1 protein-coding gene is annotated in these 433 nt (G+C 64.9%); it reads left to right on the forward strand.

Annotated features, from left to right (window positions below):
- A partial coding sequence (locus C5L13_RS28470) for a TrmH family RNA methyltransferase (RefSeq protein ID WP_280952666.1) occupies positions 1-433 on the forward strand: 433 nt, incomplete at both ends.

The raw sequence follows: 433 nt of genomic DNA on the forward strand, positions 1-433 counted from the left end.
CCCTGTTAGAGCGCGATCCGCAACGCTTCCTGGAAGTGTTTATCCTGAAAGGCCGCGAAGATCGCCGCCTGCAACCGCTGATCGCCGAGCTGGAAGCGACCGGCATCGTGATCCAGGTGGCGAACCGCCAATGGCTGGATGACAAGGTTGAAGGCGCGGTGCACCAGGGGATCATCGCCCGGGTGCGCGAAGGGCGTCAGTATCAGGAGAACGATCTGCCGGGCCTGTTGGAGAGCGTGGAAACGCCATTCCTGCTGGTGCTGGACGGCGTGACCGACCCGCATAACCTCGGCGCCTGCCTGCGCAGCGCCGATGCGGCCGGCGTGCACGCGGTGATCGTGCCCCGCGATCGTTCCGCCCAGTTGAACGCCACTGCCAAGAAAGTGGCCTGCGGCGCCGCCGAAAACGTGCCGTTGATCCGCGTGACCAATCT

The organism is Neorhizobium alkalisoli (assembly GCF_002968635.1).
Lineage (GTDB): Bacteria > Pseudomonadota > Alphaproteobacteria > Rhizobiales > Rhizobiaceae > Neorhizobium > Neorhizobium alkalisoli.